Source organism: Pseudomonas akapageensis, assembly GCF_011355085.1.
In the GTDB taxonomy this organism is placed as follows: Bacteria; Pseudomonadota; Gammaproteobacteria; order Pseudomonadales; family Pseudomonadaceae; genus Aquipseudomonas; species Aquipseudomonas akapageensis.
This window is the reverse complement of sequence record NZ_VXCP01000006.1, coordinates 26,056-52,012: the sequence shown is the minus strand read 5'-3', so window position 1 is coordinate 52,012 and position 25,957 is coordinate 26,056. Positions and strand designations below refer to the sequence as shown.

23 protein-coding genes are annotated in these 25,957 nt (G+C 55.7%); 8 read left to right on the top strand and 15 right to left on the bottom strand.

All coding sequences use genetic code 11. From position 1 onward, the window contains the following. Window positions 1-5 precede the first annotated feature (5 nt). Entirely contained in the window at window positions 6-1,280 is a 1,275-nt protein-coding gene (locus F2S13_RS05745) for a sensor histidine kinase (protein WP_166359508.1), read from the bottom strand. Between the two features lie 393 nt (window positions 1,281-1,673). On the opposite strand from F2S13_RS05745, the gene pmrG reads away from it, so the two are divergent. From pmrG to F2S13_RS05710, 7 genes are all read left to right on the top strand, one after another. Continuing rightward, on the top strand, window positions 1,674-2,315 hold the full coding sequence (pmrG, locus tag F2S13_RS05740) for a lipopolysaccharide core heptose(II)-phosphate phosphatase PmrG (protein WP_166359507.1): 642 nt from the start codon (window positions 1,674-1,676) through the stop codon (window positions 2,313-2,315). Between the two features lie 5 nt (window positions 2,316-2,320). Further along, on the top strand, window positions 2,321-3,160 hold the full coding sequence (locus tag F2S13_RS05735) for a phosphatase PAP2 family protein (protein ID WP_166359506.1): 840 nt from the start codon (window positions 2,321-2,323) through the stop codon (window positions 3,158-3,160). 75 nt (window positions 3,161-3,235) lie between these two features. Continuing rightward, window positions 3,236-3,670: a YciI family protein gene (locus tag F2S13_RS05730; protein WP_166359505.1), complete on the top strand. Its 435-nt coding sequence runs from the start codon at window positions 3,236-3,238 to the stop codon at window positions 3,668-3,670. Window positions 3,671-3,694: 24 nt separating this feature from the next. Beyond that, window positions 3,695-4,108, top strand: a complete 414-nt coding sequence (locus tag F2S13_RS05725; protein ID WP_166359504.1) for a VOC family protein — start codon at window positions 3,695-3,697, stop codon at window positions 4,106-4,108. A gap of 245 nt (window positions 4,109-4,353) precedes the next feature. Continuing rightward, a complete protein-coding gene (locus tag F2S13_RS05720; protein WP_166359503.1) occupies window positions 4,354-6,303 on the top strand; it encodes a DNA topoisomerase III in 1,950 nt (649 codons plus the stop codon). Between the two features lie 276 nt (window positions 6,304-6,579). Further along, window positions 6,580-7,722, top strand: a complete 1,143-nt coding sequence (locus tag F2S13_RS05715; RefSeq protein ID WP_166359502.1) for a hypothetical protein — start codon at window positions 6,580-6,582, stop codon at window positions 7,720-7,722. Between the two features lie 85 nt (window positions 7,723-7,807). Then, window positions 7,808-8,929 (top strand): glycosyltransferase 61 family protein, encoded by a 1,122-nt coding sequence (locus F2S13_RS05710; RefSeq protein WP_246237784.1) that lies wholly within the window; start codon window positions 7,808-7,810, stop codon window positions 8,927-8,929. 196 nt (window positions 8,930-9,125) lie between these two features. Here F2S13_RS05710 and F2S13_RS05705 read toward each other — a convergent pair whose 3' ends face one another. From F2S13_RS05705 to F2S13_RS05640, 14 genes are all read right to left on the bottom strand, one after another. After that, complete coding sequence (locus F2S13_RS05705) at window positions 9,126-10,550, bottom strand: undecaprenyl-phosphate glucose phosphotransferase (RefSeq protein WP_166359501.1); 1,425 nt, start codon at window positions 10,548-10,550, stop codon at window positions 9,126-9,128. A 74-nt stretch (window positions 10,551-10,624) separates the two neighbouring features. Beyond that, complete coding sequence (locus tag F2S13_RS05700) at window positions 10,625-13,087, bottom strand: tetratricopeptide repeat protein (protein WP_166359500.1); 2,463 nt, start codon at window positions 13,085-13,087, stop codon at window positions 10,625-10,627. A 233-nt stretch (window positions 13,088-13,320) separates the two neighbouring features. After that, window positions 13,321-13,527: a hypothetical protein gene (locus tag F2S13_RS05695; protein ID WP_166359499.1), complete on the bottom strand. Its 207-nt coding sequence runs from the start codon at window positions 13,525-13,527 to the stop codon at window positions 13,321-13,323. Window positions 13,528-13,567: 40 nt separating this feature from the next. After that, window positions 13,568-14,341 carry a WecB/TagA/CpsF family glycosyltransferase gene (locus F2S13_RS05690; RefSeq protein ID WP_166359498.1) on the bottom strand — a complete coding sequence of 258 codons (774 nt, stop codon included), beginning with the start codon at window positions 14,339-14,341 and terminating at the stop codon, window positions 13,568-13,570. Then, window positions 14,341-15,528 (bottom strand): glycosyltransferase family 2 protein, encoded by a 1,188-nt coding sequence (locus tag F2S13_RS05685; RefSeq protein WP_166359497.1) that lies wholly within the window; start codon window positions 15,526-15,528, stop codon window positions 14,341-14,343. The genes F2S13_RS05690 and F2S13_RS05685 overlap by 1 nt, the downstream gene beginning before the upstream one ends. Next, window positions 15,525-16,727: a glycosyltransferase gene (locus F2S13_RS05680; protein ID WP_166359496.1), complete on the bottom strand. Its 1,203-nt coding sequence runs from the start codon at window positions 16,725-16,727 to the stop codon at window positions 15,525-15,527. The genes F2S13_RS05685 and F2S13_RS05680 overlap by 4 nt, the downstream gene beginning before the upstream one ends. Window positions 16,728-16,934: 207 nt before the next feature. Beyond that, a complete protein-coding gene (locus F2S13_RS05675; protein WP_166359495.1) occupies window positions 16,935-17,870 on the bottom strand; it encodes a DUF535 family protein in 936 nt (311 codons plus the stop codon). A gap of 7 nt (window positions 17,871-17,877) precedes the next feature. Then, complete coding sequence (locus tag F2S13_RS05670; protein ID WP_166359570.1) at window positions 17,878-18,855, bottom strand: glycosyltransferase family A protein; 978 nt, start codon at window positions 18,853-18,855, stop codon at window positions 17,878-17,880. Window positions 18,856-18,860: 5 nt separating this feature from the next. Further along, the gene (locus F2S13_RS05665) at window positions 18,861-19,385 is read right to left on the bottom strand and encodes a serine O-acetyltransferase (RefSeq protein ID WP_166359494.1); all 525 of its coding nucleotides are present in this window, start codon (window positions 19,383-19,385) and stop codon (window positions 18,861-18,863) included. A gap of 8 nt (window positions 19,386-19,393) precedes the next feature. Next, window positions 19,394-20,350, bottom strand: a complete 957-nt coding sequence (locus F2S13_RS05660; protein WP_166359493.1) for a glycosyltransferase family 2 protein — start codon at window positions 20,348-20,350, stop codon at window positions 19,394-19,396. Next, window positions 20,343-20,960: an acyltransferase gene (locus tag F2S13_RS05655; protein ID WP_166359492.1), complete on the bottom strand. Its 618-nt coding sequence runs from the start codon at window positions 20,958-20,960 to the stop codon at window positions 20,343-20,345. The genes F2S13_RS05660 and F2S13_RS05655 overlap by 8 nt, the downstream gene beginning before the upstream one ends. Before the next feature lie 196 nt (window positions 20,961-21,156). Beyond that, entirely contained in the window at window positions 21,157-22,620 is a 1,464-nt protein-coding gene (locus tag F2S13_RS05650; protein ID WP_166359491.1) for an FAD-dependent oxidoreductase, read from the bottom strand. After that, window positions 22,617-22,811: a hypothetical protein gene (locus F2S13_RS05645; protein WP_166359490.1), complete on the bottom strand. Its 195-nt coding sequence runs from the start codon at window positions 22,809-22,811 to the stop codon at window positions 22,617-22,619. The genes F2S13_RS05650 and F2S13_RS05645 overlap by 4 nt, the downstream gene beginning before the upstream one ends. 145 nt (window positions 22,812-22,956) lie before the next feature. Beyond that, on the bottom strand, window positions 22,957-24,333 hold the full coding sequence (locus F2S13_RS05640) for an oligosaccharide flippase family protein (protein WP_166359489.1): 1,377 nt from the start codon (window positions 24,331-24,333) through the stop codon (window positions 22,957-22,959). Window positions 24,334-24,430: 97 nt separating this feature from the next. Here F2S13_RS05640 and F2S13_RS05635 point away from each other — a divergent pair, with 97 nt between their 5' ends. Then, complete coding sequence (locus tag F2S13_RS05635; RefSeq protein ID WP_166359488.1) at window positions 24,431-25,957, top strand: O-antigen ligase family protein; 1,527 nt, start codon at window positions 24,431-24,433, stop codon at window positions 25,955-25,957.

The following is a 25,957-nucleotide window of genomic DNA, read 5'->3' as shown; positions in this document are numbered from 1 at the left end:
TACCTTCAAGGCCGGCCTAGCTCGACCGAAAATCGACAACCGTTGGGCTCGCGGCTGGTTAGCGTCACTTTCCAACCCTGGTTTACGCAAATCCGCTGCACCAGGGAAAGCCCCAGGCCGAGACCCTCGCCTCGCTGTTCATCCCCCCTGACAAAAGGTTGAAACATCGCGTGCCGCTGTGCTTCCGGAATGCCAATACCACTGTCTTCGACACTAAAGCCGGTGGCATCCAGCGTTAAGCGAACAAAGCCTTGATCGGTATAGTGCCAGGCATTGCGCAGAAGATTGCCCATCACCGATTGCAGGAACGTCTGATTATAAAGAGCGGGCGGATCGTTCTCGGGAAGGTAGATGAACTCAAGTCCTTTTTCCTCGATTTGCCTGCCCCATATCTCGGCCAGTTCATCGGCGGTTTTTTTCAATGTGGCTGTCGTGCTCAATGCCGACGCACTTCCCTTGTCACGCGCCAGCAACAGGAAGGTTTCGATCAACTGCCGCATTCCCTCCGTGGCTCGCGCGATACGGGTCACCTGTTTTTGCGCGCGCGGGTCGCACTTTGTATTTTCCAATAGCAGATCGCACGAACTGGCCAGCACCATCAAGGGTGTGCGCAGTTCATGGCTGACATCACTGGTGAAGAGTTGCTCACGCCCCAGGGCAGCGCGCAATTTGCTCAGAGCCTGATCGAAGGAAGCAGCCAGCTCGCCGACCTCGTCGCTTGCATATTCCGGCGACAGTGCGGGTGCCAGGGTGAGCATCTGATCACGGTGGCGAACTTGCCCTGCCAGCCGAATCACCGGGGCCATGACCCGCCGGGCCAACAGCCTGCCCAGTAACAATGCCAGCACGATACTCAACAAAAAGCCCGCGCCGACAATGACGAACAGCAGTTTTTCGCGTTTGACCAGGCCGAGTTGATCACGCAGCAGGACATACTTGCGTCCGTCAACGACTTCGACCATTGCGAAATAGTGTGAAGCCCCCAGGACGACTTCCTGAAAGCCAATTTTCAGCTGTTTGAGATCATTACCCAGCGCCAGGTCGCCCTGGCCATCCTGAACATAAAAGAGTTCATCGTTTACCGGTCGATGACGCCAACTTTCAGTGCTGCGCTGCATCAATAACCCGTGCAGGCTTCCACTCAAGCTGAGTGCCGTCAGTTTGCGTTCGACGACATGGACGGTTGCGACAATACCCGTGGCGAATATGCCGGCGACGAAAGCGCTCATCAACGCAAACACGATGACGATCCTGCTGGCCAGGCTTTGCTTGAGTTCCATTGGGTTCCGCCGACTCCTTCTCGACTTCACTGCGAGTCCTCACTCCCTTTCGAGTTCAAACACACACGATGGAGAGCCGCTTTGATTTTTATCGGGGTTGGCAATGAACTGGATGATGGGAGGTTATGAACAATAAAGTCGAAAGATAACTAACCGCGGAGACTACCGCCCTATTTGCCAAAAAAATGTCAAAACCTTCGTAAAGTTATGTCAATGTGCCGCATATGCGAGGGGTCTGCGCCCGACCTTTTGACCAATTTCTCACAACCCTTTCACCTGCCAGTAACTGGTCGTTTCTTACATTGCCCGGCATTCGTGGCGTAACACGCTGCCGGGTCGTGCTTGACCGGCATTGGCGCCACCCGACATTGACCCTGGTTCTGGAGCGGCCCGATGCTGCGTTTTGTTGGAATTGAATCAACCGTTGCGAAAAAGCTGTTCGCTTTGCTTGCATTGACAGCAGCAACGCTCTGGCTTTCAGGCTGTACACGCATCGAAGACCTGGACAGCGGCGCCCAGATGACCAAAACGGGTGTCTATGCCGGATGGGCAAAGGGCGAAATCATCGTGCTGGTGCGCCACGCCGAACGTTGCGATCGCTCCGACAATCCTTGCCTGGCCGATGCCGACGGTATAACCATCAAAGGCAGCGAGACGGCTACGCAAGTCGGTCAAGGCATCAAGAGCCTGGGGCTCGACCAGGCCACCATTCTTTCCAGCCCCGAGACCCGCACCAAACAGACGGCGTATTCCATGTTCGGCAAGCCAGCCGATACCCAGGAGTGGCTCAAGGAGTGCGACCAGGACTTTACCGGCAAGCTCCTGGCACACAAGCAAGCCCATCGAAATCTGGTCCTCATCACCCACAGTGGTTGCATCGACCATTTCGCCCGGGACATGAAAGTTTCGGGCGGCCAGCGCTCGAGCGACTATACTGAGGCCTTTTTCATCTCGGTCGACGAGCTGGGGAAACCGAAAATTCTGGGGTCGGTGAACGCTGCCGCATGGCAGCGTGTTCTGGCCAAGGCGGAGTAGTACGCATGCAACGTGGCACCGGCAACACCTTCTATCGCACCAATCTTGGCCTTCCTCTGCTGTTGGCCGTGGTGGTGTTTTTGCTGTTCGATCTGACGGATCTGGACCGGGTGCTCAGCAACCTGATCTATGATCCGTCGATTGGTTTGTTCCCGCTGGAACACAATGAACTGTTCGAAAAAGTCACCCATAAATGGCCACGGATCATTCCGAACTGGACCGGGGAAATTGCGATCATCGGCTCATTGCTGTCGTTCATTTGGCCGCGATTCGCCAAACACCCCAATGCCCGCATCACTGTATGGCTGGAAAAAATCCGGCTCGCGCCCGTCTTGCGCTTTACCACTCGCCACCGCCGGGACTTCCTGTTCGTGGTAGTGGCCTTTGCCTTGAGCACCGGCGTGATTCACTACCTCAAAAGCCACACCAGTGTGTATTGCCCGGTAGAAACCACGTTGTACGGGGGAACGGAAATTCGCAAGGAATGGTGGGAAAACTTCTCGCTGTTGCATAAAGCCGGTGCTGGACGCTGCTGGCCGGGTGGCCACGCATCCAGCGCCTTCAGCTTGTTCGCGCTCTACTTCGTCGCCCGACGCTACCGTTGGCAGCATTCGAAAAAACTCCTCTACGTCGTGCTGCTGTTGGGATTCGTGTATGGCACGACGCGTGTCTTCCAGGGCTGGCACTACATGTCCCACACCTTGTGGTCAGGCATCTTCGTCTGGCTGAGCTCCCTGTCGATGGCGCTGGTTTTTTACGGTCGAGCCAAACTGGCAATGCCGATCAACGACGGCGCAGCCAAGGATGTGAATAAGGCTCCCTTCGGCGAGAAACAAATCGTCTAAAAGAAACATTACCCATGTCGCGGATTTTGCGCTTTCCTGTTGCTGACTTTTGCAAAACACAAGGGAGGTGCGACGATGCGCTGCATGGTCATAGTCAAGGCCAGCAAGGAATCCGAAGCTGGCGAGATGCCGAGCGAGGCGTTGCTGACCGCAATGGGTCAGTACAACGAGGAATTGGTAAAGGCGGGAATCATGCTCGCCGGCGAGGGTCTGCACCCTAGCTCCAGGGGGGCCCGCGTTCGTTTTTCAGGTAAGGATCGAAGCGTCAATCGGGGGCCGTTCGGCCCCGCCGAACAGCTCGTCGCCGGGTTCTGGTTGTGGCAGGTCGACTCGATGGATCAGGCGATCGAGTGGGTCAAACGCTGCCCCAACCCGTCGCCGGGAGACTGCGAAATCGAGATTCGCCCGTTATTCGACGCCGAAGACTTCGGTGCCGAGTTCACGCCCGAATTACGTGAACAGGAAGAACGCCTGCGAGCAGAAATGGAAGCCAGGCAGTCTAAACCCTGAACCTGCTACTACAAGGAACTGACCATGAAAATCAATCCCTACCTGATCTTCGATGGACATTGCGAGGCAGCCTTCAAGTTCTACCAACTGGTCCTGCACGGCAAAATTGCCACCATGATGCGTTTTAGCGAGATGCCCGGCGGGGAAAAAATGCCGAAGGAGGATCATGAGAGGATCATCCATGTCCGCCTGGAAGTCGGCGACCAAGTCCTGATGGGCTCGGACACCACCACCGATCGTCCCCATGCCGGCATTACGGGATGTTCGGTCTCGTTGAATGTCGACACCATTGCCGAAGCCAAGCGCATCTTCGAGGAACTGTCCGACCAGGGCACCATCCAGATGCCCCTGGAGCAAACGTTCTGGGCGTCACGCTTCGGCATGCTGACCGACCGCTTCGGGGTGCCGTGGATGATCAACTGCGAGAAGGATCAATAACCTGGAACCTGCCCGGGTTTTACTGTTCTGTGGGAGCGGGATTGCCCGCGATGCTAGCGACGCGGTGTCTCTGAATCACCGCGGTGTTGCCATCGCTGCGGTCCGGCGATCCGGCAAGCCAGCTCCCACAGGGTAACCCCGCCACCTATATTTTATCTGTATATCCATACAGATAAAGGTTGCCTCCGTCCGCATCACTACGCATGCTATGCACCATTGAAGACAAACGATCATCAGTGGTGTGCATGCGGCTCTTTCTCTGTGAAAAACCTTCCCAGGCCAAGGATATCGCCCAGGTGCTCGGCGCCAGGCGGCGTGGGGATGGCTGTTGGGTCGGCACGGACGTGACGGTGACCTGGTGCATCGGCCATCTGCTTGAAGCCGCACCACCGGATACCTATGACGCTCGCTACAAACGCTGGGTCCTGGCCGACCTGCCGATCGTTCCGGCACAGTGGAAAATGCTGGTCAAGCCCAAGACTGCCGGCCAGTTCAAGGCCGTCAAGCGCCTGCTCGGTGAAGCCCGCGAGCTGGTGATCGCGACCGACGCCGACCGTGAGGGCGAGATGATCGCCCGCGAGTTGGTGGAGCATTGCCGCTATCGCGGGCCAATCCAGCGCCTCTGGCTGTCGGCGCTCGACGACGCCTCGATCCGCAAGGCCCTGGCGGCGCTCAAGCCCGGCGCCGAGACCTTCAGCCTCTACCATTCGGCGCTGGGTCGCTCGCGAGCCGATTGGTTGATCGGCATGAACATGAGCCGGCTGTTCACCCTGCTCGGGCGCCAGTCCGGGTATCAGGGCGTGCTGCCGGTGGGCCGCGTGCAGACGCCGACCCTGCGTCTGGTGGTGGACCGCGACCGCAGCATTGCCAATTTCGTGCCGGCACCCTACTGGGCCATCGATGTGCAACTGGTCAGCGACGGCACCACCTTCACTGCCCAATGGCGTGCAGCCGATGAGCACTGCGACGAACACGGCCGCTGCCTGAACCAACCGCTGGCCCAACAAGCCGCTGCAGCCATGGCCAACGCCGCCAGCGCAAGGGTGCTCGAACTGCGCACCGAACGCCTGCGCGAAGCACCGCCGCTGCTGTTCGATCTGGGTACCCTGCAGGAAGTGTGTTCGAAAAAGCTCGGCCTCGGCGCCCAGGAAACCCTCGACATCGCCCAGGCGCTCTATGAAACCCACAAGATCATCACCTACCCGCGCAGCGATTGCGGCTACCTGCCGCTGAGCCAGCATGGCGAGGCGTCGGCCATCCTGGCGGCGCTGGGCCGTGCCGATCCGGGCCTGGCCGAACTGCACAAACACCTGGACCCGCAACGTCGCTCACGCGCCTGGAACGACGCAAAAGTCAGTGCCCACCACGGCATCATCCCGACGGCCGCCGCGATCGACCCGGGTCGGCTGACGAGCAAGCAACGCGCCGTCTACACCCTGATACGGGCACGCTACCTGGCCCAGTTCCTGCCCAACCATGAATACGATCGCACCCAGGCGGATTTCGACTGCGCCGCACAGCCCTTGCGCGCCGTGGGCAAGCGCATCGTCGAACCAGGCTGGCGCCGGGCCCTGCCTGAGGCGCTGACCCCGGCCAAAGGTCGTGAAGCCCCTGCCCCCCAGGCCTTGCCGAGCCTGCGCGAAGGTCAGGACTGCACCGTTGCGGACATTGCGCTCAAAGACCTCTGGACCCAACCCCCCAAACCCTTCACCGAAGGCGACCTGATCAAGGCGATGAAGAATGTCGCCAAGCTGGTGGACGATCCACGGCTCAAGCAAAAGCTCAAGGACACCACCGGCATCGGCACCGAAGCCACTCGCGCCGGAATCATTCAGGGATTGCTGGACCGCGGTTATCTGACCAAAGTGGGCAAGGCTCTGGCCGCCACCCCGGCCGCGTTCAGTCTGATCGACGCCGTACCGCGCGCCATCGCCGACCCCGGCACCACAGCCATCTGGGAGCAGGCGCTGGACATGGTGCAAAGCGGCGAGATGAGCCTTGATGAATTCGTCGCCAAGCAGTCAGCCTGGATGAGCAAGCAGGTAGAACGCTGCGCCGGCCTGAGCCTTGCCATCGCGGGGCCGGCAAGCCCGGCCGGTCGAGCCAGCGCGCCCTGGAAGAAAAAACCCAGGACCGCCCCGCGCAAGAGCACGTCCACCGCCAGGCGCAGTAGAAAACCTGTCGGCAAGACTTGATGCCCCTGGGCTGTCTGCCGGCCTGAATCAGACCGCGACACCACCGACTACCTTGCAAAACGCCGACGCAGCATCTTTACTCGATGTCAGTGGTGGGTGTGTCAGTGGTGGGTGTGTCAGTGGTTATGTTTTTCATTGGAAAAGCCTTCTGCATTAACGCTGGAGACAGGGGGAATGTTGCCAGGCATTCCTGATTCCATGGAGAGGATTGCGAGTTTTTGCAATAAAAACGTTTGAATTCACAATCTCGAATAACTTTGGCGCACTGATAAATAAATGAAAGAATCCGTAGCGACACTGACGCGTAAACTCATATCTCCTTCAATACGATTTGAGATAAGAAAAGCTGCCGCCTGGCTACGAGACATGTTTGGAAGAGCATGTTTTTGGCGCTGGGAAATTGCCAGATTCAAACTACGCAAAGATAGTCCTCACGACATCCTCTATGTTGGCAGAAAAGCACAGCGGGACATGGTGAAGGTTCTCATGGGTGGAGAATCTCAAGTACTTGACAGCAACCTGGAATCAGATAAATCAAGTCGAACGGTGTTGGTCAGTGAAATGCCAACCCGGGGGGCATTATTTGTCCCTCAGTATCTGAGTGCTATCGTGCCTCTGAACAGGTCAATCGACGAGATCACCGCGAGATACAATACGGAGTTACGTCGAAATCTACGCAAGAACCGGTCACGCTACCGGATGAAACAGGCGCTGCTCGACGACGAGATTGAAACTGCCGATCGGGAAATGCTGCAACCTTATGCCAGTGCAAGACATGGCCCAGCCGCCTCTCAAATTGAATCCCACGAGGTTCAAAGAGTGGCAAGGATTTCCGGGCGGCTCGATCTGATACTGTTGGATGACGAGGTGGTGGCCTGCCATCTTGGCTGCGTAATCACCAGGGCTGGAAAGCGCTACTGGAGCACGATCAGGTTCGGCTATCCTGAAGCTGTTTTTTCGGATGCCAAAAGGCTACGTGAAATCAACTCAATCACCACCTTCATGGCACTTGAATGGGCGCTGGAAAATGGTTTTGACTATTATGATATAGGGACTTGTCTGGCTCGCCCGGACGACGGACTTCTAGAGTGGAAAAGAAGACGTGGGGGTGATGTCGATACGCTGGGCAACCACGGTTATATGTTTGTTCGACTGCCCAGGGTTGGCGCAGCGCAGTTTCTCTGGGATACACCTCTGTTCGCTGTTGAAGGCAAAAAATTGACCCTTCATCTTGGGCTTCCGGATGGACCGAGTGATGAGGAAGTCGCCAGCCGATATCGTGAAATGGGTTTTGGTGGACTATTCAAGATCTATCTCCATTGCGCCAAAAATCCGGGAGAGACACTGCTCGAAACCTTACGTAGCCGCTACACTCACCTTACGTCCCCGCCTATCGTGGAAAGTATTCTCTCCACCTGAACAGCTTGCTGCTTTAAACGAAATAACGTTTTACGTGTTTAGCCATGACGACACTTCTGTGCAACCCATCAAAATGGAAAATCACATGTTGGAAATTACTACATTGGCGGGTGGCGATCGGTCGAAGTGGAGTCTTGCGGCGTACAAACACATTTTAAAAACGCGACTTGTACGAAAGCCGTCGTTACCCCTGCAACAAGTGGCGGTGAAAACGTGGGAAATTGCTCCAGGTGAAACGTCAATTGCTCCGCCCGCTTTTTTCCTTCCCAATCAACTCGAACGTGTGACCGGCTGGGAAGGAGAGCTTTTTTATCCTTACGAACATCCCCGTCGCACAATGGAAGGCGTGGGGAGTGTTGAACACGGTCCAACACGTGGCTACCTGCTAAAAGATGTCTGGTTAATCGACGGCACCCTTTACAAGGATAATGCAAAATCATGCTTATCCCCCAGATCCAGTTGGTTACCAAGGATTCGGGTAGAAGACGAAATTGATCGCGGGGCGCTGTATTGCACGCCGGGAGGGAATAAATGGTTTGGCTCGTGGTTAATGGACGATTGTGTGACATATCCATTGGCATGCGAGGAAGGCGTCCCGGTAACTACGGCACTTTCTGCCAACCTGGGCTCCACAGCAAGGAATGGCATACTTCATACGCCGGGTTATGAGGACTGGCTTGGCATGCAGCCGGTTCGTCTGCGTAATGCATTTTTTCGTGAACTGGTGATCTTTGACGACCTCAGTCAAAACCGACACAAGCACTTGCGTTTCCGTGCGATGGGCGACAAATTGCTATCCCACGTAAAAGTGTGCTCTCACCCCGGCGTGTTCATTCTGCGAGGCGGCAAGGGTGCATTGCGATTGTTACGCAATGAACTGGAACTTGCTGAACGTCTGCGCGAGCGCAGAGGTTTCCGCATTATCGATCCTGCGACAACCGATGTTCCGACCATCGTGGCGACCTGCGCAGGAGCAAGAACCGTGGTGGGGATCGAGGGGAGTCATCTCATACATGGTGTCAATGTGCTCCAGCCAGGTGGTTCGCTGCTGATTTTGCAGCCCCCTAATCGCTTCCTCTGTTTTTTCAAATACCTGACGGATCGCGATCACCAACATTTTGGTTTTGTCGTCGGTACACCAGAGGGAGATGGTTTTAGTATCGACCCCGATGAGGTTGAGCGTACGCTGGATCTGTTTCCGTCATGACAGTTTCTTTTGCGCGGCGTTGAACAACTCACCGGTTCGCGCCGCCCCCCCTTCAAGTCGATGCAATCCGTCCGCCAGAACTCTTTTCTTTCCCCACTCCGGTTTCAGGCTCATTCTCACTCTTTCGCCGGGCATCCCATATTTCAAGTGGGTTTACCCGGCCGCACGTTGTAATCGCCCAGCCACTCAAGTGCGGCTAGTAGGCGTGCTTGCCAGTAAAGGCAAACAGCGTTCGCACCAGAATGACGAAATCGAGCCAGAGCGACCAGTTGTTGATGTACTCAATATCGGAATCAACACGAAGAGCCATCTGCTCCATATCTTTCGTTTCACCGCGAAAACCACGCACCTGAGCCAGGCCTGTAATGCCTGGTTTGATATTGTGACGTGCAAAGTACTCTGCGATGCCCTTCGAGTACTGCGCATCGTGTTGAATAGCGTGCGGGCGAGGCCCTACCAGAGACATTTCCCCCATCAAAACGTTGAACAACTGTGGCAGCTCATCCAGGCTGGTTCGCCGAATAAAGGCGCCAACCCTGGTCTTGCGTGGATCATTCTTTTCTGCCTGCTTGACCATGCCGTCTTCCTGCTTGTGGACGACCATGCTTCTGAACTTCCAGATACGAAAGACTTCCCCACTCCATCCCATACGCTCCTGCCGAAAGAACACCGGTCCTGGACTGTCGAGCTTGATGGCTATCGCTACAGTCAGCAGCAATGGCTGGGCAAGAAGCAAGATGAGAAAGGCCAGGACTTTGTCTTCAAGGTTTTTCAGAAACAGCCGCATCCCCACCAGCGGAGTTTCAGACAAGGTCAGCACGGGAATACCGGCAATTTCACGGACGCTGTGGTTGATCAAGCGCAGTGCAAAGATGTCAGGCACCCAATTCACTGCAATGTGCTTATCAAGCAGCTTCAAGTAGACATCCTTGATGACCTCCGAGCCATCCAGCGGTGTAACAAAATATACGGTTCGGATGGAATGGCGCACGACCAACTCATCCAGGTCGGCAATAGTCCCCAGTATCGGTAAACGCTGCACACGCCCTGAGCTCTCCCTCCTCCGATCGTTGCCCGCCCCAGCCAACACACAACCGACCACCCGTTCACCGAGCCAGGGATTATTGCTTATTTTATGGTGAAGGAAGCTGGCCAGCCCTCCCGAGCCAATAATAAGAACGTTTTCCGATTGAGCCGAGTGGGCCAATATTCTCTTCTGCACTTCGCGCACCGCGAGGTGCAAAAGCAACTGAGCAAAATATCCAACAACATATAACTGCGCAACCAATAACCGCGAGTACTGTTCGCTTTGTTTGGTAAGAAAGGCCATGACCACGAGAAAACCAAAAGCGGCAGACCACGCCTTGAAAAGCTTGAAGGCTTTGGCGGCAAATCCAACATTGCTTCGGTAGATAGCATAATGGTCGTATACGACGGCCAACGCCCCAAGCAGCAACAGGAGCATGATGACGTAATCAGACGTTATAAAGCCGATATGATAATCAATCAAATACCAGGCGACGCCGGTTACAGCGATACCATCGAGAGCGGACTGAATAGTGTTACTGGCACTGCTTCGACGCTGGAGTATGGAGCGGGTAGTGCTGGGTTCGAATATCATATTCAGACCTCCTTAAAATGAAATGCCAAAGCTCCTGCCAACCAATGAAAAAAACAGCAATGAAAACAAAATTATCAATTAACTGTCAGTCCTGAATGACCCGCCTCATACATGATAGGCTCCTTGAACCTGTTCAATATTCCCAGCGCCTGGTGGACCCGCTCAGCGTCGTAAGAACTATTCCCTTGACTCAGCTCGAGCATCTTTTCGAGCTCCTTGCGCGCCTGCTCATTTTTATTCAGTGCCCGATAGCTCATCCCGAGGTGATAACGGAACGCCGGCTGTTCGGGCAATTCGCGTGCAGCGTCCTCGATTAGCGCAATCCCCTCCTCGACATTACCTAACCGATAACTCGTCCAGCCCAAGGTGTCCTTGAAATAAGGGACATCGCTGCGCCTGAAGCGCTGAGCCAAACCGTGTGCGCGAATCAAACTCGCCTGGTCGGCGCGGTGCTCGCTCAGCAGGCTCGCAAGATTGTTGACCAGCACATCGGAACCTGGATGGTCCTTGAGCAGGCTCTCGTACGCCTCGATTGCCTCATCAAACCGCCCGGACACCTCAAGGATGCCCGCTCTTGCCATGGACAGCTCAAAATTGCCAGGAACCTTCGCCACACCCTGATCAATAATCTGCTCCGCCTCAAGGATGCGGCCGGCTCGCATTTGCAAACTGGCCAAATTGACATAACCGGCCGCCAGCTGCGGTTGCTGGCTAATGACTTGCCGGAAGGCCTGAATGGCGGCCATGTTATTGCCACTCACTGCATGCAGCTCGCCGAGGAGCAAAAGCGCTCTCGCATTTCCCGGGTTTGCTTTGATTACCGAGTCAAGGAAAGCCACTGCCTCGCTCGCCTTGCCGGCCAGCAGGTAGGCGCGCGCCAGGGACACCATCGCCTGAACATCCGAAGGCGCGGCATCGTAGGCGCGGCGAAACGCTGCAATACTTCCCACGTAATCCTTGCGAGCAGCAAAGATGCTTCCACGGATCTGCTCTGCCAGCTCTTGGTGACCTGGCAGCTTGTTCATTTCATCCGCCACCGCTTGCGAGCCCGACCATTTGCTCTGCTTGATCCGAGCCTGCGCAAGCAACCTCAGCGCCGGCACATTCCGCGGCTCTGACTGCAAAATCTCGGACGCGACAGCCTCGGCACGGGCCACCTGACCACGCTGCAACAGAAACTCGGCATAGGTGATGCCAAAGGGCAGCGTCGGCTTGCCTGCCTCGTAAGCCTTCATATAGCTTTCCTGGGCAAGTTCAGTCGCCCCTGCAAGCTCATGGGCCTTGGCCTGCATCAGCAGAGCACGGGGGGAATTGGGCGAATCGCGCAGGATGGTATGCAAATCGGCAAACGCCAGATCGAGTTGGCGCTCGTCTATCGCCAGGCTGGCCTTGAGCAGCAGGCCCTGTTCATTACGCCGATCCCCGGCGAGCACCTGGTTGATAAGGGACTGCGCTGCCGGCTTGTCGCCATTCCAGAGCAACACGCCCGCCAACAGCCCTTTGGCCTTGATGGCATCAGTACTATCGCCGGATTTCTCGATGATAGAGCGAAATACCGCCGCGGCAGCGCGGTGATCACCCTGAGATTGCAGCGTGGCGGCCAGCAGGAAGTTGAGCTCATTATTGCCAGAGTCCCTGGCAATCATTTCCTGCAATTGTCCGATCGCTGCTTTTGTCCCTTTGACGGAAGCGATAAAGCGCACCCTATCCAGGCGGGCTTGAACGTCATTCGGATTCTCCACTGCAATGGCCCGATACTCGGCTTCAGCCGCATCTGCACGCTCGTGAGTCAGGTAGAACTGGGCAAGCATATGGCGCAAGGCGCGAGTTTGCGGGTAGAGCTCAACCAGCTTTCGCAAAACAACCTCGGCAGACCCTGTCTGACCTAAAGCGTCCAGCGCCTGTACCTTGATGAGTTGCAGGGCAATATTTTTCTCGCTGACTTTCAAGCCTCGGTCGAGATATTCAATGGCCCTGTCAACATCGTTGGCCGCCAGGCGTTCAGTCGCCAGCACCACCAGCGCATCCATATTATTCGGGCTTGTCTTCAGCGCCGCATTTGCCTGGGCGACTGCCCCTGCCACATTGCCCCCTTTGTAGAGCACGCCAGCTCGCAACCCGAGTACCTCGGCATTATTTGGCGCCAAACCGAAGGCGATATCACTCGCGACAAGCGCCTGGTCCATTCGACCGGCAGCCAGCAGCATGCGCCCCAACTTCAGCTGGGCTTCAAGATGCTGAGGATCATGTTCAATAACCTTGTTGAGCAAACCGAACAGTTGTTCCCAGTCCCCCTGCTGTTCGGCGATCTGGGCGAGCGCAAACCATGCCCTGGTGAGTCCGGGACTGATTTGTAACGCGTTCTGCAATTCGATGCGGGCTTTGGGCAAGTCGCCCTGAACCATCAGCGCCAGACCTTTCTCGTAATACTTGATGGCCTTCTCAACCGGCGAAGAGCAGGCCGCCAAGCCAAAAAAGCAAATTGCAAGGAGCCCGATAGCGGCGTCCTTGCCAACTTTGCTCAAATACAACTTCATCGAATTCACCCCTTGGAGGTCAATGCGTAATATGAGCCGCCAGCCGTGGCACAGCCAATCTCATGAAGTCTTTTTAACGCTTCACTAGGCGCTTCGCAGGCTCTGACAGGCCTTGTCAGCCTCACCCCGGCAGATCGCTGCCACCTTGCACAGTGCCCGTCAGGCGCGCCCAAAACGGGTGGCGTCAAAAATCCATCTCTGGCCGTTTATTCGACGTTCAGGTGACATTGATATCACTGTAGCAGCAGTATCCGATCAGCCACTGAATCGCCCCGGATTTTCTGGAGACGTTCCAGGCACGTTTGCCGCTGAGCAGGGATCCGACGATCAGTGAGATCGATCGCCGGGCTCTGCGCCAGGGTTGAGCGGGCGTTTGCCAGACTGGCGTGCCCGAATTTTTTGCTTGCGTTGACGACCTGCGCGGCGTCGACGAAGGTCATCTGCTTCGTGGGAAAATCGTGCAGCAAGGACCGACGAACGTCACCAGAGATGGTAAGTCTTTTTCAGGTTCCCCCTGAGCAGAACATTTCTGAAGATCAGCGTGCGCAACAAGAACTTCGGATTACCAACCACATAGCGAACGAATAATCGCTTTGGCTCACTCATCAGCCTGAATACCCACTCACAACCGATATGACGAACCCAATGCGGAGCCCGGGTAACCTTGCCGCCGAGAAAATCCAGGATCGCCCCGCCGCACACAATCAGACAGGGCACTCCAATGGCAGTCAGCCTGGCAGCAACAGCTTCTTGCTTGGGCATGCCCATGCCCAGCACAACCAATTCCGGCTGCAGTTGCCGGGCCAGTTGTATGTAGGCATCCACCTCGGCAAACCCATGGTGAGCAGAAACGACATTTACTTCATATATCGCTTCGCAACGCTGCACCGCATTCGTCAGAAAGGGCTCGCGGGTGCCCCAGAAAGCCACGCGCCGCCCCTTGAACGCAGCCAGTAACTTGGGAATGAAATCCGTGCCATCCATATTCAGCCCCGGCAACAGGCCGAGTCGGTGATACAGGATGGACATGCCGGAGCCATCCCGTAACAACACGTGAGCAGCCGACAGCGCGTTATAGTAATCGCTGTTGCACGCCACCAGGTTCATGGCATGGGCATTGACGAATCCAAGCACTGTCGCCGCCTCAGGCCTGGATAGCGTATCAATCAAGCCTTGTTCATCACCGGGATCACTGACCACCCTGAGGTTATGGATAATTGTTTGCCAGTTATTCTGCCAGGCCAAAGTGCGCATTATTGGTCACCTCGCGAAGAACGCACCCACTCCACTTGGCGCTTGAGCAAAAAGCCCAGATACAGGGGTATCTTCTTCACCGCGTAGAACGGCGCATACAACAAGGCTGAAAAAGAGATCACTGCGCGCGCAAATTGGCTCCATGCCAGCACGATAGTCGCACTCAAGAGTGCAACCCCGGCAGAAGCGATCAATGCCGGGGGCCAGGCTCCTCCCAGCATGAATACCAGCCATGACAGGCTAAAGGCCGCCCCCAACGCCAAAGCCAGCAAGGCCAACGGCGGGACCAATAAATCCAGCGTCATGGCCAGCAGGTTCCAGTTACCCCGGCCAATCGACTCTACGAACAACCTTGGTGCATCACCGAGGATTACCCCCAGATGACCATGCTCCCAGCGCGTACGTTGGGTACTCAAACCTTCATCACTGCGCGGAAAATAACTGGTCACTCGTGCATCAGGGCAAAACAGGGGTGGTTTGCCGCGGCGACAGAATTCGAAGCCCATCTTCAAATCTTCGACGATGTGGCCACTGGCTAAATCGATCAAAGCCAGATCCCGCCAGACGAAGGCCATTCCTGAGCCCATCAACTGACAGGGCAGACCCAACCGAGCCCAACCTTGCGGCCGCACCAGATTCTTCACACACCAGGCAAACTCGGCGATCCGCACTTTCAGCCCGGAATGTTCTGGAGCGCGCATCAGATAAAGTGCTTGCGTGGGCCGACCGGAGTCGAAGCAACACATTGCCAGACGGTCAATAGCGCCCTCGCCCAGCTGACAATCGGCATCGACAATGATCATGACGTCCGGTGCCCGCTCCGCCAGGTGACGCACCCCGAAGTCCAGCGCATACCCCTTGCCACGCTGCTGATCATTGCTGCGCTCCACCACCTCGGCGCCCGAAGCGCGGACCAGCGCGGCCGTGTCATCAGCACAGTTGTCCGCCACCACCAACAGACGATCGCCTTCCAGCAACTGCGGCCGAATGCTATTGAGCGTCGCGATGATGACCGAGGATTCATTGTGTGCCGGCACCAATACCGCCACCCGCGGACGCGAACCTTGCGCCGATGGGAGCGATCGCACCGGCAGGCAGGCCAGCAGCACCTGCACAAAAAGCACCAACACCGGCAAGAAGAGGAGTATGAGCAGTACGCTGAGAAGCCAATCAAATAATGTGATCATGCTTGCGTCCTAAACAAATCGGCCAGCTTGGCCGCTTCGGTATCGATGTCGTGTCGCTCCAGCACTCGCTGATAAGCCGCCTCGCCCATCCGCTGCAAGACCTCGGCAGGTTGCGCAAGGCAGTCCGCCAGCGCCGCTGCCAACTCATCCACCGCCCCAGCAGGAAACAACCAACCGTTCTCACCCTGACGTACCAACTCGGAAATGCCGGCTACATACGTCGTCAGCACAGGCCGGCGCAAGGCCATGGCCTCCATGATGACCACCGGCAAACCCTCGGCGAAGCTCGGCAACACCAGGGCACGCGCCGCAAGCATTTCCGCCCGCACCTGCTCGCTGCTGATCCAGCCGGTAATCCGCACCTGCGCCTGCAAGCCGTACAGGGCAATCAGGGCTTCGATCTGCCCACGCATTTCACCGTCGCCGGCCAGTACGATTTCGATCGCCACGCCTTGCGCTGCCAGGATGCGGGCAGCCTCAATCAACAATAGTTGGCCCTTTTGCTCACACAAGCGGCCCACGCAAACCAATCGCGGTACGGACGGCACTGCAACTGCGGGCACATCGTGAAACGCCCGCTCCAGGCCGCAATGCACCACCTTTACCTTTGCCCAGTGCGCATGCGCCACCCAGCGAAACAGCTGGCTGCGCCCATAAGAGCTGATAGCCGCGACAAAGGCCGCGCGCCGGACTTTCTCGCCCAAATGAATAAACTGCGGTTTGTCGAATTCTTCCGGGCCGTGCACGGTAAAACTGTACGCCGGCCCGCCGAGTGCATTGGCCAGCATCACCACCTCGGTTGAGTTGGTGCCGAAATGCGCATGCACATGCTCGGCGCCAAACGCGTGCAACCAGGGCAGCAGGCGGCACGCCTCGGACAAATAGATCAAATGGTACGGCCAAGGGCGATCGGCACGCCGGCCCATGCGCAGCGCCAGGCGCAGCGTCGAAAGAAAGCGCCGCGGCTGGGCGCGCAGTACCTGCAACACAGGCAATAACAGCCCTTTGACGCCACCCTGCAGCACATAGCAGGTTTTATCGCGTTCGGAAGCGTCTTCGTCGTCCACCAATTCGGCGTCCCAGCCACGCAGAGCAATACGCTGCACTGCAAAGCCCTGACGTTCCAACGCCAAAATCTCGCGACGAATGAAGCTATGGCTAACTTTGGGGTATTGATTGATAAAATAAGCGATACGCATAGGAACCCATGCTTGGATATCGTTACGGTGGATTAATGCTGCTTTATTCCCAAAGCTAGTACAGTTATCAGGAACGTCAACAACACCACGTCGCTTATACCGACCACACGTCAATTATTGACCAAATAAAATGCGTGTAGACACTCACCCAGGAAGGGCAAATAAAAAACCGTTTAAAATCAATACCCTCTATACTCGGATATTGAGCTAATGAGCGCTTGCGCTCACTGCAGAACTGCCTGTCAACACTTCGTCTATTCTTGTAAAAACACACTCAAGAAGCTCATAACGCCTGCGGTACATGGCGCGTTTCTTTGAGGGAATATCATCAAGCGCTTTTTTCGACAGGGTCAGGGGAATTTCAAAAAAGTCTTCACGCCCTGATGGAAAAGCCCCATGTTCCAACCAGATGACATCATAATTGGCCGCCAGTTCCTGGGCTTTGTGAGCCCCAAAATACGGATGACGATGATGACGATAGCCATCCCCTATCGCATAAATTTTTTCAACTCCAATATTGATTGCGATATACTTGATTGCTTCGATCAGAAAACTTCTTGGCCGCAGGCCTTCAAAATTCTTTGTTAGTTCCCTGTAAATATCCAGAGACTTGTCACTCTCCACGCCCTTGTGTATCCCCTGGACCGCACCGATAAAAATACATAATTCAGTCTCCGTGCGACACAAGGTGAACGCTATTGATGCAATGCGCAAATCCCCCTGAAACAAATTCAGCACCAGTTCTCCTTCGCGCATAAACCACATCGGACGATCCAGCACCAGGGAACAACCGACAGCGCACTCCGACAAGTCACTCAAGATCAAACTTTCATTGCGTCCCAGTAGTAACAGCTGCGGACAGCTCTTTGTCACCACTTCATAATGGGAAGCCAGCACACCCAGTCTATCCTGTGGCCTCCAGCATTTACTGATGTAAGGCCAATGAACAACACCGACACAATCATTTCCCAGCCTTTCAAAGCCGGACCTGCCCAGAGCATTCGACATTCGCTGCAAAAACAACTTGAGCTCAGACCAGTGCCTGGCAATTAAAACCATTAACTTTAATTTATTATTCAATGCTCTGAAGGAGTACCCTGCATGCAAAAAAACCACGCTTTTCAATATGTGCCGATACGTCATGGAAGTCTCACTTGTATTCGATCAGCGTCGTCTTGCCGGCACTGAATCTGCTCAACAGAAACTTGACTTGCCCGAGCATCTCGGGAAATTTGCCCAGCACCAGAAAGAAAGCCTGCAACCAGTTTTCGCGCGCAGATCGTTCGCCCCGGCGAGCCAGGCGCACCACCTGCAGTGGATAGACCAGCAGCAGAAGCAGCCCGGACCATCCCAGCAGCAGACACGCGCCGATAGTCGCCAGTGGCAACCCCAGGCCCCATAGCCAGGCACGGCGCGACTCCCGCAGCCAATGTTGCTCCGGTGCGGCCCCATGCAAGAATGCGCCCTGGGCGAAGGCATGGCCACTGCGCAAGGTGCGCCGCCACCATTGGCCGAAGCGGGTCATGGCTGCATCGTGCAAGGTCATGTCCTCCTCCAGACGCCAGACCTTCCATCCAGCCGTACGCAGACGCACGCACAACTCGGGCTCTTCTCCGGCAATGAGATCCGCTCGAAACCCCGACACTGAAGCGAACGCGTCAGCCCGCATCAGCGCATCGCCACCACAGGCCCTGGCCTCACCTATCGGCGTGTCCCATTCAAGATCACACAGCAAGTTGTAAATCGAGCGCTGTGGAAAACGTTCCCGACGCCGCCCGCAGACCACCGCAACCTCTGGTCGCGCATCAAGAAAGGCTTGTGCCCGGAGTAGCCAGCCGCCGGCAACTTCGCAATCACCGTCGACGAACTGCACGTAACGCAGCGCCGGCAACAAGCGTTGCGCGCAGGCAAACCCTTCATTGCGCGCACGCGCAGCCGTAAAGGGAATTGCCATATCCAACTCGACCACCTCGACCCCAAACCTCAGTGCCATCTGCACTGAACCATCCGTTGATCCGGAGTCGACATACACAACCTTCTGCCCCGAAGCGACCAGCGAAGCCAGGCAGCGCTCAAGCCTTAGGCCTTCATTGCGACCGATCACAACAACACCAAGGCCAGTAGCCATGGCGTTCATGAGCATTTCCTTACTTCTGCGCGCTGCATTTTCTTGATAGTCGCAGGCACGCCCACTGCCAGGCAGTCGTCCGGGACATCTGTCAGCACCACGGCATTGGCACCAATCACGACATTGTCACCAATGCGGATATTGCCCAGCACCTTGGCCCCTGCACCGATATCAACATTGTTGCCTATCACCGGGGCAATCGGCTCACTCACATTCTTCAGCCCCACGACCACACCATTGCGGATACGGCAATTATCGCCAAACTGCGCATAACCACTGATCACGATTCCGCCGAAATGATCGATGACGAAGTTGCGACCGATCACCACTTCACACGGCAGCTCGATACCCGTCACGATCTGCACCCATTTGAAGAGCACTTTGTAGATAAAGGAGAGCAACTTTCGCAACAACGCCGGGCGCACACCGTAGCGCCAGCGGCCGAAGCGATAGACCAGCATCACCCAGAACCCCTGGCCCCCCCAATCACCACCGTAAGCACGCAAATCCCCACGTATATTTTCGAACATAGATTGATCTACCGTGTTGGTTGCCTGGCGAAATGGGTATCGCGCAGCAATGCCCAGGTAACCCGGGCATGCTGCCAGCGTGCACCCATGGCGGCCCAGCCGCGGCCCTTCAATAGAGCTTTTAGCGCCAGAATCAGATCACCCAGGCTGACCAGGAACATATGTACGGTCAAACCCGATAGGCCGTGGTGCTTGCGGAAGTACAAAAGCTCACTTTCAATTTGCAACCTGGGAATCTGGCGACTGGCCGCGTTGAGCTGGTCAACAGATTTGGCGCTTTCACCGCCGATATGCACCACCGTGGTATGCGGGTAATAAACCACCTTCCAACCCGCCTGTTTAACGCGTTTGCAGTGATCGACCTCCTCGTAATAAAGAAAGTAGCGCGGGTCGAACAAGCCCACCTTGTCAATGACTTCACGACGGATCAGGTAGTAGCACCCGGGCACCCAGTCGCACTCACGCACCGAGTTATGATCCCAGGTCATGTCGTCGACCTTTTTCACCCCAGGGAAAAAACGTTCAAGCCCTGTAGTGGCGATAAAGACATTAAACGGAGTTGGAAAATAGCGGCAGGAGGGTTGCAAATCGCCCTCTCGTCCGACCAGCCGAACGCCCAGGACACCGCAATCAGTATGAGTCTCCATGTATTCGAGGGTCTTGCTCAGGGTATCCAAATCTACGAAGGCATCGGTATTGAGGAGCAACGCGTACTTGCCTTGCAGGTGTTCGACCAATTGATTATTGGCACGTCCAAAACCAACATTATTTTCATTGGCCAGTTGCAATGCCTCTGGACAAATACTTGCCAGGCACTCCAGCGAATTATCGGCAGAGGCATTGTCCACCACCAAATAACGCGTGCGCTCCGCGTTATTTGACTGGCGTAACGCATTAAACATCGGCTGCAGCAGAGATGCTGTATTGTAATTAACTACCAAGACATCAAGGGCTGCACTAGCCATTTGCTTGTTCGCCAAAAAAATACTCTGTTCTCATTGCTTTCAGCTTCGGTTCCAGTTCCGGGTCATATACACCCTTGCGCTGCTGGATGAGGTCAATCCATGGATAAGCGGCGCAACGCTCTTCGACATTCTTCACCAGCGTTTCCATCGTACAGATAACCCTGGCTGGATTCCCCCCGACCACGACCCCGGGCGGAACGTCTCTGAGTACAACAGCGCCAGCGGCCACAACTGAATCCGGGCCAATCGTTACGCCCTGCATGACGATAGCGCCATGGCCGACAAAGGAATTAGATCGGATATCGACGCCACCAACAGAATCGAGTTTTGTTCCGTTACGCGCATTGAGCATATGGACGATGCCATCGTGGCCGAATATTGTGCAATCAGATAAACCTACGTTGTCGCCGACTCGTAGCATCCCCGGGTCGGTGATGTTGCACCCAAGGTTGATCCATACGCCTTTACCGATGGAGTGCAGTCCCCCCCATCGCGCCATATGTTCAGCCCATTGATACCCATCCGGTTTACAAAACTTTTTGTAGAGTGAGGTACCACGCCCTGTTGTTTTGGCGTAATGAGCAATAGCACGCTTTAGTAGACCAATCATCCTGTCAGCCTCACAAAATACAGCGATTTATAACTGAACCAGAGCCAGATACACCTTCGGTTTTTATCCACCCTTCACTGCATTACTCCGAAAGTGGATTGTCTCCCCCTTGAACTCAACATTCGTACACTCTAGTCAACGCATCAACACACTACTATTGGTGAATTTGCCTCCTGTCCATGTAGAACGCTCCCGCTCAGGAATTCGCAGCCACTGCCGAACTCATTTGATGATTGAGATGCTCCGCCAATCTCAGGGTAAGCTGCACGATAGGCATAGTGGGATTGCTGGCGCCGCCGGTAGCAAAAACACTGCTGCCGGCCATGTAAAGGTTGTCGGTGCCGAACACTTTACAGTTTTGATCGACAACCCCGAATTCAGGCGTAGATGCCATTCGCGTAGTCCCCATATGGTGAGCATGGGGCGTCATTTTCAGTGGCTGCGAGACATCATATACGCCCTCACTCAACTTGACGTAACCAAGCCCTGCTTCTACGAAGCACTTTGCCATCTCCATCCCGATGGTTTTGATGGTATGCCTGTCCTGAAGACTGAGTTCCCAGTTTATGTTCACCTTGCCCATGCCTAATCCATCTCGCTCTTCGAGAAAGGACAGGCGGCTTTTACGATTGGGAAACTGCTCAATCATAGTAGTAATCACCCCATCGCCCGGGCAATTAAACTTGGCAATGTAATCGATTTTATGTGCAATCCCTATATCGCAGGATAGCGTCTCGAGAAAGGTCTTGACTTCTGCCATTCGCCCATAGGATTTCACTTCAGATAGAAGCGCAGTCGATACATTGCCTTTACCTGACTTGTGCTCCATCACAAACGCATCGGTAGTGAAGTACTGTCGAGGCTCTGGATCCTGCCCCTCCATCAGAATGAAGGTACCCATTTCGACATTCAGGTGCTCCATGAAACAACTTCCGACGAAGCCATCCCTGCTGACGACACCGCCAGCCACCAGGGACTCGCTGTTGAGCAGTTGCCTGGCATTCTCGACGGCGCCCGTTGCCAGAATGAAATGTTTTGCCCTCGCTCTTTCTCGGCGCAGGTCGTAGTCAGACACCACTACCGCAGCTATGCGGCTGGTCGTATTGTCAAACTCCAGATCGACGCAGTTGCAATTGATGAAGACATCAAGTCCCTCGGTCTCCTCAAGATCCCGGGCATATTTTTGTGCAAATCGCGTCGGTGGGCTGAGCAAAAAGCGATCCGCTTCAAATTCGCTGTCCATGGCACCATTAATGGTCTTGAAGCCCGAGTCCAGCGGAAGATCCAGGATAGCCATGGCCGCCGGCAGATGACGCTCTATCTCGGAAAACTCAATGGGCCAACCGGGCAAGTCCCCAGGAGGCGGCACGGCGAAGTCGGATTGCTGAAAGGGGCGGCAACGCCCGGCCCAATGATTGGAGGTACCGCCAAGAAAGCGCAGGCGCGTCTCCTCGAGGTAGACATTGAGGCCTGAGGATGAGCACTTGTAGAGGCTTTGCGAGCGCTGCGAATAATTGTGCTCCCCGCCTTCGAGAAGTACCACGCTCCAGCCATACCCGGCCAGACGCAACGCCAGTGTGATGCCGGCCGGCCCGCCCCCGACGATGCAGAAGTCATAAAGGTCGCGCAGTTCTTTCTGCGACTGGTAATCTTTGATCATGCTCGCTCGTTCCGAAAATAGTGAGCAGGCAACACCCAGCCGTTGACAAGAACAAACTCTGGTTTATCAACAGAAGGCCGAGCGGCGACGCGGGGAAGTCCGAATACATACCCCCCTACACTCAACAGAACACACGCCTGGAAAAAGCCTCTTCGACTCATCACAGGGAATTTCAAATCAAGTTCACTCATGACTCAAAGTTCCACGACGTTGAAATGCGTTGTAATTTTAATTAAACATCAAAGTCACACCACCTTCTGATCGACCATCCCTGCCAACCACCTCAATAATGTCCATCTGCCACCACTTTGAAAGTAGCAAGAGATCGAGATTAAATCAAAGCCATTTGGCGACACTTACCACTAGCTCTCCACACAACGCGCCAACCCCCATCATTGGTAGCACAAGAAGTTCACGCTTGATATCGAACAGCCCCAATTTACAATTGACATAAATGATCAGGACAAGCGTGGGAAGCGCATGCAGGGCAACCCCCCAAATTGCATAATCCAACCCGCCAAGTGCCAACAACAATGGCAGTAGCAGCCATAATGAGACAACGCGAATAATATTATCCATGGCCAGGTACTTGGTTAGCCCCATGGCAAGCCAAATCTGATGCGCCAGGGTGAAACGCAATATGAAAAACGACAGGGATAGTATGCCCAACATGCTGCCGGCGGCGGCATAGCGCGCGTCGTACAACCAGCTGATGACGAGTGGACTGACGGTCAGCAACAGCCCGCATAAAAAAAGCAAGGCAAGATCGACAATCAATCTCAAGCGGTAATACAACGCGCGCAGCCGCGCGGTGTCATTGGCTCTGGCTGCCTCGCCGAAGGCTGGCAGGGCCACCGACGCGACCAACTTCAGCACCCCGAGTTGAATGCCCCCCAGAATCAGTCCGGCAATGGAGTAGATACCCAAATCGGCGGCCGATATGCTGCCGCCGAACCAGATGCGATCGCCATTCATGGCCAATACCCCTACCGCCGAAGACAACAGTATCCAACGGCCGAAGGCGACTAACTCTGTGAGCGCAGTGCGGTCCCACTGTATCCGGTTAGGCGGACCCTGAAACCAGAGATGACCAAGCAGCGTGCTGACCAGTGCCGAGAACAACCCTGCAATCACCAGTGACCAGATAGACCTGGTGAAGTAAGCGATGCCGAGCATCACCAGCAGGCCGGCAACCTGGGACGCGAACTCGGCGAGCACCACTTTCTTCTGCTGGAAGGTGCGAACTGCCAGGTCGATCTTGGTCGACTGAAAACCGAAGATGACCGCGGTAAAACCGGTAACGGCCAACACCAGTGGCAACTCCGGTTCGGCATAGGTGGAATCGGCCGACCACAGATTCAAGGCTTGCGCAAACCACGCAAAGCCCGCCACCAGAAGTGTCAAGGCGAAAAGGGAAAAACCGCGCAGGATCTGTACCGTCCAGGCGGTATTGAGAAACACCGGATCGTCACCACGCGGGCTCTGGATGATGTTCTGGCGCACGCCCACATCGGAAAGCAAGTGCAGGATCACCGAGACGGTGGTGGCAATGGCCATGACACCGAACATTTCCGGCACCAGCAAGCGGGCCATCAAAAGGTTGCCGCCCAGGCGAATGGCTTGAGTCGTGACCAGCGAGCCCAGGTTCCATGCCCCTGCAGATATCGCTCGCTTGCGAAGGTTCATGGTTGGCGATAAATCGATTGAAGGCATAACATCAACCCCAAGGCTCTGTGTCATGGAAATGACTATAGCCGCAAATGGGAATGCCATTAGGCGTCGCTCACCAATAAAAAAAGCCCAATAATCTATGCCTGAGCACCTACGCGCGTTGATCGTCATTCTGGTTCTGGCGGGCATCGTTTTTGCCTTTGCACGCCGACCGGCAACAGACCTGATCCCCCAGGGCGACTTCACTCGCCGTCGCAATCTGTGGTTCGCATTGACGCTGCTGGCCTTTGTTTCGCACAGTTTCTGGGTGTATGCGGGCATTGCGGCGATCGTTTTGACCCTCGCACGACAACGCGAACACAACCCCCTGGCGCTGTTTTTTCTTCTGCTGTTTCTCATACCGCCGGCTCAGGCGCGGATTCCCGGCCTGGGCCTGGTCAACTATTTTTTTGACCTGGACCATATTCGCCTACTGGCATTGTGTGTGTTGTTCCCGGCATTCCTGGCCTTGCGCAAGCGTCCCGACACACTCCCGTTCGGACGTACCTGGCCTGACCGATTGCTGGCGGCCAACATCCTGCTGATGAGCTTGCTCTGCCTGCGAGCAACCACCATCACTGACACGTTTCGCCAAACGTTCTACCTGTTCATCGAAGTTTTTTTGCCTTATTACGTTGCCAGTCGGGCACTGAAGGACCTCAGCGACTTCAAGGATGCGCTGTTCGCCTTTGTACTCGCCGGCATGCTGCTGGCGCTTATTGGTCTCGCCGAATATACCCGCCATTGGCTGCTGTACAGCGCGCTGATCGGCGCCCTGGACATGCAGTGGGGTTCTGCCACCTATTTGAGCCGTGGTGGCTCGCTACGTGCCAGTGCCAGCACCGGCCAGGCAATTGCACTGGGTTACGTCATCAGCGTGGCCCTCGGCTTTTACCTGTTCCTGCGCGAGAGTGTACGCAGCCGATTGCATCGCCACCTCGGCGCCCTTCTGCTGGCCGTCGGCCTGATGACACCGCTGTCGCGAGGTCCCTGGGTCGGTGCCGCCGCCATGATCGCCGTGTTCGTCGCCACCGGCCGTAGCGCCGTCAAACGCCTGACGCTGCTGGCACTCGCCGGGGTGCTCGCCATTCCCCTGCTGAGCATCGTGCCCGGCGGGGACAAGGTGCTGGATCTGCTGCCGTTCATCGGCACGGTGGACAAAGAGAACATCACGTACCGGGAGCGCTTGATTGACAACGCATTGATCGTCATCGAGCGCAACCCTTTGCTGGGTACTTTCGATTTCCGCAACACACCTGAAATGCAGTCCATGATTCAGGGCCAGGGCATCATCGATATCGTTAATACCTATGTCGGCGTGGCGCTGAAGGTCGGCCTGATCGGCTTGGCGCTTTTCGTGGCTTTTTTCGCCACTGTTGTGGTTGGCATCCGCAAGGCGATGCGTTCCATTCCCAACAAGGACGATGAGACGCGCCGACTCGGACGCGTGCTGTTGGCGACGCTGGCCGGAATACTGGTGACCATCGTCACTGTCAGCAGCATTACGGTAATTCCCCTGGTGTATTGGTCGGTGGCCGGGCTAGGAGTGGCCTATGCTCAGTTGGCGCGCAGACAAACAAGCATGTCGACCGCAGTAACTGCGAGTGCCAACCTTCAAACCCGGTAA

What these genes read in the sequence shown, in the direction of transcription:
- F2S13_RS05745 (WP_166359508.1), bottom strand. Translation starts at nt 1,280, where the DNA reads ATGGAACTCAAGCAAAGCCTGGCCAGCAGGATCGTCATCGTGTTTGCG.
- pmrG (WP_166359507.1), top strand. Translation starts at nt 1,674, where the DNA reads ATGCTGCGTTTTGTTGGAATTGAATCAACCGTTGCGAAAAAGCTGTTC.
- F2S13_RS05735 (WP_166359506.1), top strand. Translation starts at nt 2,321, where the DNA reads ATGCAACGTGGCACCGGCAACACCTTCTATCGCACCAATCTTGGCCTT.
- F2S13_RS05730 (WP_166359505.1), top strand. Translation starts at nt 3,236, where the DNA reads ATGCGCTGCATGGTCATAGTCAAGGCCAGCAAGGAATCCGAAGCTGGC.
- F2S13_RS05725 (WP_166359504.1), top strand. Translation starts at nt 3,695, where the DNA reads ATGAAAATCAATCCCTACCTGATCTTCGATGGACATTGCGAGGCAGCC.
- F2S13_RS05720 (WP_166359503.1), top strand. Translation starts at nt 4,354, where the DNA reads ATGCGGCTCTTTCTCTGTGAAAAACCTTCCCAGGCCAAGGATATCGCC.
- F2S13_RS05715 (WP_166359502.1), top strand. Translation starts at nt 6,580, where the DNA reads ATGAAAGAATCCGTAGCGACACTGACGCGTAAACTCATATCTCCTTCA.
- F2S13_RS05710 (WP_246237784.1), top strand. Translation starts at nt 7,808, where the DNA reads ATGTTGGAAATTACTACATTGGCGGGTGGCGATCGGTCGAAGTGGAGT.
- F2S13_RS05705 (WP_166359501.1), bottom strand. Translation starts at nt 10,550, where the DNA reads ATGATATTCGAACCCAGCACTACCCGCTCCATACTCCAGCGTCGAAGC.
- F2S13_RS05700 (WP_166359500.1), bottom strand. Translation starts at nt 13,087, where the DNA reads ATGAAGTTGTATTTGAGCAAAGTTGGCAAGGACGCCGCTATCGGGCTC.
- F2S13_RS05695 (WP_166359499.1), bottom strand. Translation starts at nt 13,527, where the DNA reads ATGACCTTCGTCGACGCCGCGCAGGTCGTCAACGCAAGCAAAAAATTC.
- F2S13_RS05690 (WP_166359498.1), bottom strand. Translation starts at nt 14,341, where the DNA reads ATGCGCACTTTGGCCTGGCAGAATAACTGGCAAACAATTATCCATAAC.
- F2S13_RS05685 (WP_166359497.1), bottom strand. Translation starts at nt 15,528, where the DNA reads ATGATCACATTATTTGATTGGCTTCTCAGCGTACTGCTCATACTCCTC.
- F2S13_RS05680 (WP_166359496.1), bottom strand. Translation starts at nt 16,727, where the DNA reads ATGCGTATCGCTTATTTTATCAATCAATACCCCAAAGTTAGCCATAGC.
- F2S13_RS05675 (WP_166359495.1), bottom strand. Translation starts at nt 17,870, where the DNA reads ATGACGTATCGGCACATATTGAAAAGCGTGGTTTTTTTGCATGCAGGG.
- F2S13_RS05670 (WP_166359570.1), bottom strand. Translation starts at nt 18,855, where the DNA reads ATGGCTACTGGCCTTGGTGTTGTTGTGATCGGTCGCAATGAAGGCCTA.
- F2S13_RS05665 (WP_166359494.1), bottom strand. Translation starts at nt 19,385, where the DNA reads ATGTTCGAAAATATACGTGGGGATTTGCGTGCTTACGGTGGTGATTGG.
- F2S13_RS05660 (WP_166359493.1), bottom strand. Translation starts at nt 20,350, where the DNA reads ATGGCTAGTGCAGCCCTTGATGTCTTGGTAGTTAATTACAATACAGCA.
- F2S13_RS05655 (WP_166359492.1), bottom strand. Translation starts at nt 20,960, where the DNA reads ATGATTGGTCTACTAAAGCGTGCTATTGCTCATTACGCCAAAACAACA.
- F2S13_RS05650 (WP_166359491.1), bottom strand. Translation starts at nt 22,620, where the DNA reads ATGATCAAAGATTACCAGTCGCAGAAAGAACTGCGCGACCTTTATGAC.
- F2S13_RS05645 (WP_166359490.1), bottom strand. Translation starts at nt 22,811, where the DNA reads ATGAGTGAACTTGATTTGAAATTCCCTGTGATGAGTCGAAGAGGCTTT.
- F2S13_RS05640 (WP_166359489.1), bottom strand. Translation starts at nt 24,333, where the DNA reads ATGCCTTCAATCGATTTATCGCCAACCATGAACCTTCGCAAGCGAGCG.
- F2S13_RS05635 (WP_166359488.1), top strand. Translation starts at nt 24,431, where the DNA reads ATGCCTGAGCACCTACGCGCGTTGATCGTCATTCTGGTTCTGGCGGGC.